This is a genomic window from Metapseudomonas resinovorans (assembly GCF_002003485.1).
Classification (GTDB): Bacteria; Pseudomonadota; Gammaproteobacteria; order Pseudomonadales; family Pseudomonadaceae; genus Metapseudomonas; species Metapseudomonas resinovorans_D.
Map to the genome: position 1 here is coordinate 36,954 of NZ_BDMA01000077.1, position 8,374 is coordinate 45,327.

Below are 8,374 nucleotides of genomic sequence, written 5' to 3' on the forward strand. Positions count from 1 at the left end.
ACGCCGCCCGACCCATCCTACGAAGCAGGTTGTGCCTCGCGGAGGATGCTGTCGTCCTGCGCTTCTGCGCCCCAGTTCTGCAGCCGCTGCAGGCTCTCGCGATAGGGTTTGAGCCCGGCCCACAGCAGCACCACCGAACTCGCCACCGCGATGGTGGTAACGATCAGCAGCGAGTAACGCAGGGCCTTGTCGTCGGCGAACACGTAGTCGGTCACCAGGGCGACGGCGGTGGGACCGAAGCCAAGGCCGATCAGGGTGATCACGAACAGGTAGATGGCCGAAGCCTGGCCGCGCATGGCGTTGGGCATGATTTCCTGGATGGCGGCCGGCGCCACGCCGAAGGGCATGCTCAGGCAGAACACGGTAGGCGCCATCAGCACTGTTACCCAGAAAGCGTCGTCCAGCAGGGGAAACAGCACCACCAGCGGCAGGGCGCCGATGGCGGCGAACAGGCCGACGCGCATGTTGGCATCCGCCCGACCGTGCTTGGCCATCCAGTCCGCCAGGCGCCCACCAAAGACGATGCCGAGGCAGCCGAACACGGCCACCAGGCTGCCGTAGATCACGCCAACCTGGCCGGCGTCCCAGCCATGGGTACGGATGTAGAAGGTGGGAATCCAGGCCGCGCTGCCATACCCGGCGAAGGCCAGGCCGGCGAAGCCGAAGTTGTGGCAGATGACGGTGCGCCGATTGCTGCGCAGGTAACGACCGACCTCCGAAAGGGGCACCACCACGCCGGCGCCGATGCCGCGCCGCTGCGGTTCGCGCACCGCCAGCATCAGCAGGGTGAAGAGCACACCGGCCGCGCCAAGGGCCAGAAAGATCAATTGCCAGGGCCGGACCTCGCCCAGCACCGGCAAGTGCACGTCGCCCTGGGCCGAAGCGAACTTGATCACCAGCCCGCCCAGCAGGAAGGCCAAACCGGAACCGAGATAGACGCCCATGGAGTAGACGCTGATGGCCGTAGCGCGCCGCTCCTTGGGGAAACTGTCGGCGATCAGCGAATAGGCCGCCGGCGACAGAGCCGCCTCGCCCACGCCTACGCCGATGCGGCAGAGCAGGAATTGCCAGTAGAGCTTGGCCATGCCACACGCGGCAGTGGCGGCGCTCCAGAACAGCACGCCGACGGCGATCAACCCGCGTCGGCTGCGGCTGTCAGCCAGACGCCCAAGGGGAATGCCGCAGACGGTATAGAAGAGCGCGAAGGAGAGGCCCATCAGCAGGCTCATCTGCGTGTCGCTGATGACCAGGTCACGGCGGATGGGCTCCACCAACAGGTTGAGAATCTGCCGATCGATGAAGGACAGCACGTAGGCCACCATCAGGATGGCGACGGTGGTCCAGGCTCTCAGGCCCGAGGGATAGCCATTGTTCTTGTTCTGCATGGGCTCTCCTCGGCGCCGCCGGTGCGGCGCACGACGGTTGAAGAAGAGCCCAGCTTAGGTGGCCATGGGCGGCCTGAATACGAGAACGGTCGTCATATAGGCAGGCTGAATGCGATCCGTGCCCTTCGGCTAATGGCTACCCCTGGAGGAGATCGTAGGAGCGAGCTCTGCTCGCGATGGAGCACCGGCGCACTCCTACATGGAAGGGGTCAGAGAGGCCGCACTGCGGTTTCGCACAGTTTCGCCAGGGCCGAAACCCATTGCGGATGGCTGTTCATGCACGGCACCAGCACCAGTTCCTGGCCTCCCGCTTCCTGGAACTGCTCGCTGCCACGCTGGCCGATTTCTTCCAGCGTCTCGATGCAGTCGGCAACGAAGGCCGGGCACATCACCAGCAGCTTCTTCACGCCCTGCTTTCCCAGTTCGTCGAGTCGCGCTTCGGTGTAAGGCTCGATCCACTTGTCCTTGCCCAGGCGCGACTGAAAGGACACCGACCACTTGCCCGGCGCAAGGCCGGCACGTTCAGCGAAAGCTTCCGCCGTGCGTTGGCACTGGCTGCGGTAGCAGACGGCCAGGACCTCGTCGCTGACGCCACGGCTGTCGGCGGCGTTCAGGTCATGCTGCGGGTCGATACCCTTGACCAGCTTGCGGATATGCCGCTCGGGCAAACCGTGGAAGCTCAGCAGCAGGTGGTCGAAGTCCTGCTCCAGGTAGGGCTTGGCGCTGGCTACCAGGGCATCCAGGTAATCCGGCTCGGCGAAGAAGGGCGGCAGCACCGCAATGTCCAACTTCAGGCCCTGTTCGCGGATCACCCGGCGGGCTTCCTCGATGGCGGTCGTGGTGGTGCTATCGGCGAACTGCGGATAGAGCGGTGCCAGGGTCACGCGCTTGATGCCCTGCGCCGCCAACTTGCGCAGGGCGCTTTCGATGGAAGGTTCGCCATAGCGCATCGCCAGTTCCACCGGGCCATGCCGCCAGTGGGGAACAATGGCGTCCTGCAATTCGCGGCTGAGGACGATCAGCGGCGAGCCGTTCGGCCACCAGATGGACGAATACGCATGAGCCGACTGCGCCGGACGCTTGATCAGGATCAGCGAAACCAGTAGGCGCCGCAGCGGCCAGGGCAGGTCGACCACATAGGGGTCCATGAGGAACTGATCGAGGTAACTCCGCACGTCCTCCACCTTGGTGGAAGCCGGGGAACCCAGGTTGACCAGCAGCAGCGCGTGATCAGTCATCAAACATCCTTAGGCTTCAGCAGGTCGCCGAAGGCCATGTCCAGATCGGTGAATGCAAAGGTGAAACCCGCCGCCCGCAATCGGGCCGGTACCGCACGCTGGCCGCCGAGCAACAGACCGGCCAGTTCGCCCAGCACCAGGCGCAGGACAAAGGCCGGCGCCGGCATGAAGGCTGGCCGCCCCAAAGCGCGACCCAGGCTGCGGGCGAAATCGCGGTTGCGCACGGGCTGCGGCGAGCACGCATTATAGGGACCGCGCGCGTCGCTCCGCTTCAAGAGAAAATCCATCAGTGCGATTTGGTCGTCGATGTGCACCCACGGCATCCATTGCCGACCATTGCCCAAGGGGCCACCCAGTCCCAGGCGAAAGGGCGGCACCAGGCGTTTGAGGAATCCGCCGTCACGCGCCAGCACCAGACCGGTGCGCACCAGCACCACGCGGATGCCGAATGCCTCTGCGCGTTGCGCGGTCTCCTCCCAGGCCACGCAGAGCTGGCTGGCGAAATCATCGGTTACCGGAGGTGAATCCTCGGTCAGTTCCCGCTCGCCCCCATCACCGTACCAGCCAACCGCGGAGCCATTGAGCAGGACCTGCGGCATCTGGCCGCGCTTTTCCAACCACTCCAGCATTTGCTCGGTCAGGGTGATGCGGCTGCCCCAAAGCTGTGCCTTGCGCTTGTTGCTCCACGGCCGGTCTGCAATGGGTTCGCCCGCCAGGTTGACGATGGCATCCAGGGGCTCGTCGCCGTAGTCGGGAAACTGGCCGATGCCACGCACTGTGCGGCCGCAGAGGCTGGCGACGCTCTGCGGCCGCCGACTCAGCACGGTGATCTGATGGCCTTCCGCGAGCCAACGCTGGCAGAGCGCACGACCGATCAGACCAGTACCGCCGGTCAGCAATATGTGCATGGCATCCTCCTCGCATGGCGCTAACTGCGGATATCGCCCTAGTCTGGTTTATGACGGATCAACGTGCCCCGGTTTGAGCCACGTATCGTCAGAAATGCAGAAGTCAGCGATTGGAACCGATCGACCTGTACAAAGCTTGAAATTTGTACAGGTGTTGTCTAAAGCGTAGCCTGTAGCCATAGGTAACGAGGTAGACCATGAGTGCACCTATCGCCATCATCGGCACCGGCATAGCCGGCCTTTCCGCCGCCCAGGCGCTGCATGCAGCTGGGCAGGCCGTGGAGCTCTTCGAGAAGAGCCGCGGCAGCGGCGGACGCATGGCCAGCAAGCGCAGCGACGCCGGCTCCGTGGACCTTGGCGCTCAGTATTTCACCGCCCGCGACCGTCGCTTCGCCGAGGTGGTGCAGCAATGGCGCGATCGCGGCTGGGTCGCAGAATGGTCGCCCAGTCTCTACCACTTCAGCGAAGGCCAGCTGCTGCCCTCCCCCGACGAGCAGATCCGCTGGGTCGGCACGCCACGCATGAGCGCCATCACCCGCGCCCTGCTCGGTGCCCTGCCAGTGAATTTTGCCTGCCGCATCACCGAGGTCTTCCGTGGCGAACGCCACTGGGGCCTTCAGGATGCCGAAGGCCTGAGTCACGGTCCGTTCAGTCATGTGATAGTCGCGACCCCGGCGCCCCACGCCGCTACCCTTCTGGCCGCCGCACCCAAGCTCGCCGGTGCCGCCGCGAGCGTCGCCATGGAGCCGACCTGGGCCGTTGCGCTGGGCTTCAGCGAACCGCTGGATACCCGCGTCGAAGGCTGCTTCCTGCAAGACAGCCCGCTGGACTGGCTCGCTCGCAATCGCTCCAAGCCCGGCCGCGAAGCCAGCCTGGACACCTGGGTACTGCACGCCACCAGCAACTGGAGCAAGCAACACCTGGACATGCCCAAGGACGCGGTGATCGAACACTTGCACGGTGCCTTCGCCGAGATGATCGGCTGCGCCGTTCCAGCGCCGAACTTCAGCCTGGCGCATCGCTGGCTCTACGCGAGGCCGAGCCAGGCGCACCAGTGGGGCGCACTCGCCGATGCCGATCTGGGTCTTTACGCCTGTGGCGACTGGTGCCTGTCCGGCCGCGTGGAAGGTGCCTGGCTCAGTGGCCAGGAAGCCGCCCGGCGTCTGCTCGAGCACCTGTAATCGCGCCGCGACCTGACCTGCGCAAATTCCCGCTCTCGAAATGGACGGCCCTGCAGCCGTCCAGACACGGAACACACTTGCTCGTCAGCCCCTCTCGTCATCGATGAAAGTGACGTCCTGATTGCTCGGCTCTCACTGATCCCGCTCATCCATAACTTGTACAAGGCATTTGACTTGTACAAGTAAGGCTCTATCATTTCAAAAAATCTGTACAAGAATCAGACCTTGTACAACTCATGTCCAGGTAACACCCATGGCCATGTATTTCGATCTGCCACAGCGTCCCAAACTTGGTATCAGCGCCTGCCTGCTTGGTGAGCCTGTGCGCTTCAATGGTGGGCACAAGGCGTCACGGCTGTGCAGTCACAGTCTGGCGGCGTATTTCGACTTCGTTCCCCTGTGCCCGGAAGTGGCCATCGGCCTCGGCATACCCCGCGCGCCCATTCGACTGATTGGCGACCCCACAAGGCCACGAGCGGTCGGCACACGTGACCCGCAGCGAGATCACACCGAAGCGCTGGCCGAATTCGGCAGGACCATGGCCGACCAGCTCGGCGACATCAGTGGCTACATCTTCATGCACAAGTCACCCTCTTGCGGGCTGGCGCGGGTCAAGGTCTATCAGGCCAGTGGCCAGGCTATCGAAGGTGGCGGTCGGGGCATCTTCGCCAGCGCCTTCTGCACCCTGCGTCCGGATCTGCCGGTGGAGGAAGAAGGTCGCCTCAACGACCCTGTGCTGCGGGAGAACTTCTTCACCCGCGTCTACGCCTACGCGCAGTGGCAATCACTGTGCCGCGAGGGACTGACGCACAAGGCGATCATCGCCTTCCACTCCCGCTACAAGTACCAACTGATGGCCCACGACCCGGTGCAGTACAAGGTCCTTGGCCGACTGCTCAGCGACATCGGCGCGCACCTGGCAACGGAGATCGGGTCGCGCTATTTCTCCGCGCTCATGACGGCCCTTGGCAAATGCGCCACGCGCGGCACCCACAGCAACGTGCTGCAGCACCTCAGTGGTTATCTCAAACCCCACCTCAACCCCATGCAAAAAGCCGAGCTCCAGCGCCTGATCGAGCAGTACCGCAGCGGCGTCATCCCGCTGGTTGTGCCCATCACCCTGCTCAAGCATCACTTCAACAGCCACCCGGATCGCTACATCACCCAGCAGGCCTATCTGCAGCCGCATCCGGAAGAACTCAGCCTGCGCAACGCCGTCTAGCCATGGACAGCCCAAGCGAAATCTCCACGGAAATCGACTACCAGGCTGCGCTGTCTCAGGGACTGCTGCCTATACGTGAAGTGGCACGCCAGACCGGCGTGATCCCGGTGACCCTGCGCGCGTGGGAACGCCGCTACGGGCTGGTCGTCCCGTTGCGCACCCGCAAGGGCCACCGTCTTTACACGGCGGAAGACGTAGCGCGCATTCGCCTGATCCTCACCTGGCTGGATCGAGGCGTCGCCGTCGGCCAGGTCAAGGGGCTGCTCAAGGAACAAGCCGCACTGCCCCTCGTCGAGCCAACGCCGGACTCACCCTGGGACCAGCAGCGCCAGCATCTGCTGGAAGCCATCAGCAACCTCGCCGAACGCCGACTGGACGAATTCTTCAACGCCGCCGTGGCGCTCTACCCGCCACAGACCCTCTACCGCCAGTTGTTGCAGCCCCTGCTGGAAGAACTGGATCAACGCTGGCGCGGCCAGTTCGGCAGCCAGGCGGAGCGCGTCTTCCTGCACTCCTGGCTGCGAACCAAGCTGGGCGCGAGGCTCTACCACAACAACCGCCAATACAACGGGGCACCGATCCTGATGATCAATGTTTCGGAGCTGCCAATGGAGCCCGGACTCTGGCTCACGGCCTGGCTGACCAGCAGCGCCGATTGCGCAGTAGTCGTCTTCGACTGGCCGGTGCCTGCCGCCGAACTGCCCCTGGCCGTGGCGCGCATCCAGCCCTGCGCGTTGTTGCTCTATTCCAGCCAGCCGCTCAGCCCGGGGCAATTGCCCAGACTGCTCAACGGCCATCACTGTCCGTGTCTGCTGGCAGGCCCCGCAGCGGCCATCCACCAGGCGGACCCCACTCCCGGCGTCATACTGGCCCAAAGCCCGCTCGACGCTTTGCAGGCCCTGTCAGACCTCGGCCTGTTGCACAACCGATAAAGGAATGCGCCATGCGCCAGCTCATCTGGTTCCGCACCGACCTGCGCGTGCAGGACAACACAGCCCTGCAGGCCGCCCTCACTTCCGGTCCCACGCTGGCGCTGTATCTCATCAGCCCGGGTCAGTGGCGGGCCCACGACGACGCCCCTGCCAAGGTGGATTTCTGGCTGCGCAACCTGGCTGAGCTGGCTTGGGCACTGGACCGGCTGAACGTGCCGCTTCTGGTTCGCCACGTCGACACCTGGGCCGATGCGCCACAAGTGCTGCGCGAGGTCTGCCACGAGTTCGACATCGGCTCGGTCCAGGTCAATGAGGAATACGGCGTCAACGAGGCCCGGCGCGACCGCCAGGTGGCTGATCTGCTGGCGGCAGACAATATCATCCTGCACAGCCATCTCGACCAGTTGCTGTTCCGCCCCGGCAGCGTGCTGACCCAATCCGGCACCTGCTTCCAGGTCTTCAGCCAGTTCCGCAAGGTCTGCTACCAGCGCCTGCACACCGCGCTACCGAGGTGCTTGCCGCCACCTGTGGCGCAGGAGGAACTGGATATCCCCAGCGATACGCTCCCGGCTTTGGTGGAAGGCTTCCCGATACCCCCGGAAAGCCTGCGCCAACTCTGGCCGGCTGGCGAAGAGGCCGCACGCGAACGCCTGGATGCCTTCGCCCTGGAAGAACTCTGGTGCTATGAGGAACGCCGGGATTTCCCTGCGGCAGCCGGCACCAGCCAGCTTTCGCCCTACCTCGCCGCCGGTGTGCTTTCACCCCGCCAGTGCTTGCACGCGGCGCTGCGCAACAACCAGGGGGAGTTCGACAGTGGCAACCCCGGCGCTGTTTGCTGGATCAACGAGCTTCTCTGGCGCGAGTTCTACAAGCACATCCTCGTGGCCTTCCCTCGCGTATCCCGCCATCGGCCATTCCGGCGCGAAACCGAAGCACTGTCCTGGCGCCGAGCGCCGGAGGAACTGGAAGCCTGGCAGCAAGGCCGCACCGGCATTCCCATCGTCGACGCGGCAATGCGCCAGTTGCTCGCCACCGGCTGGATGCACAACCGCCTGCGCATGGTGGTGGCCATGTTCCTCACCAAGAACCTGCTGATCGACTGGCGCGAAGGCGAGCGTTGGTTCATGCGCAACCTGATCGACGGCGACCTCGCGGCGAACAACGGCGGTTGGCAGTGGAGCGCCTCGACCGGCACCGATGCGGCGCCGTACTTCCGCATCTTCAACCCCATCAACCAGTCGCAGAAGTTCGACCCGGACGGCCGCTTCCTGCGTCAGTGGTTACCGGAGCTCGCTCATCTCGACAAGCGCGATATCCACAACCCGGCCGGGTTGGGTGGCCTGTACGGCGTGACGGGGTATCCGTTGCCACTGGTGGACCTCTATGCCAGCCGCGATCGGGCACTGGAGGCATTCCGGAACCTTTCGGAACGCACTGTTTGAAGATTCGCGGCCAATAAAAAAGGTTCTTCGCGGATTTCCGGGGAGCCATGAAAAAAGAACGGCGAT

The 8,374-nt window shown here is 64.4% G+C and carries 7 protein-coding genes; 4 read left to right on the forward strand and 3 right to left on the reverse strand.

Features of this window, described 5'->3' with window-relative positions; all coding sequences use genetic code 11:
* Positions 1 to 17: 17 nt before the first annotated feature.
* From MnOB_RS21780 to MnOB_RS21790, 3 genes are all read right to left on the reverse strand, one after another.
* Positions 18 to 1,385 carry a spinster family MFS transporter gene (locus MnOB_RS21780; RefSeq protein ID WP_077526309.1) on the reverse strand — a complete coding sequence of 456 codons (1,368 nt, stop codon included), beginning with the start codon at positions 1,383 to 1,385 and terminating at the stop codon, positions 18 to 20.
* A 209-nt stretch (positions 1,386 to 1,594) separates the two neighbouring features.
* Positions 1,595 to 2,623 carry a ferrochelatase gene (gene hemH / locus MnOB_RS21785; RefSeq protein WP_077526310.1) on the reverse strand — a complete coding sequence of 343 codons (1,029 nt, stop codon included), beginning with the start codon at positions 2,621 to 2,623 and terminating at the stop codon, positions 1,595 to 1,597.
* Positions 2,623 to 3,531 carry a TIGR01777 family oxidoreductase gene (locus MnOB_RS21790; protein WP_077526311.1) on the reverse strand — a complete coding sequence of 303 codons (909 nt, stop codon included), beginning with the start codon at positions 3,529 to 3,531 and terminating at the stop codon, positions 2,623 to 2,625. Before MnOB_RS21790 ends, hemH begins: the two co-directional genes overlap by 1 nt.
* Before the next feature lie 197 nt (positions 3,532 to 3,728).
* On the opposite strand from MnOB_RS21790, the gene MnOB_RS21795 reads away from it, so the two are divergent.
* The 4 genes from MnOB_RS21795 (at position 3,729) to phrB (ending at position 8,308) form a co-directional block, all read left to right on the forward strand.
* A complete protein-coding gene (locus tag MnOB_RS21795) occupies positions 3,729 to 4,712 on the forward strand; it encodes an NAD(P)/FAD-dependent oxidoreductase (RefSeq protein WP_077526312.1) in 984 nt (327 codons plus the stop codon).
* 253 nt (positions 4,713 to 4,965) lie between these two features.
* Positions 4,966 to 5,934, forward strand: coding sequence for a YbgA family protein (locus tag MnOB_RS21800; protein WP_077526313.1), 969 nt, complete (start codon positions 4,966 to 4,968; stop codon positions 5,932 to 5,934).
* A 2-nt stretch (positions 5,935 to 5,936) separates the two neighbouring features.
* The gene (locus MnOB_RS21805) at positions 5,937 to 6,866 is read left to right on the forward strand and encodes a MerR family transcriptional regulator (RefSeq protein ID WP_077526314.1); all 930 of its coding nucleotides are present in this window, start codon (positions 5,937 to 5,939) and stop codon (positions 6,864 to 6,866) included.
* Positions 6,867 to 6,877: 11 nt separating this feature from the next.
* Positions 6,878 to 8,308 (forward strand): deoxyribodipyrimidine photo-lyase, encoded by a 1,431-nt coding sequence (phrB, locus tag MnOB_RS21810; protein WP_077526315.1) that lies wholly within the window; start codon positions 6,878 to 6,880, stop codon positions 8,306 to 8,308.
* Positions 8,309 to 8,374 lie beyond the last annotated feature (66 nt).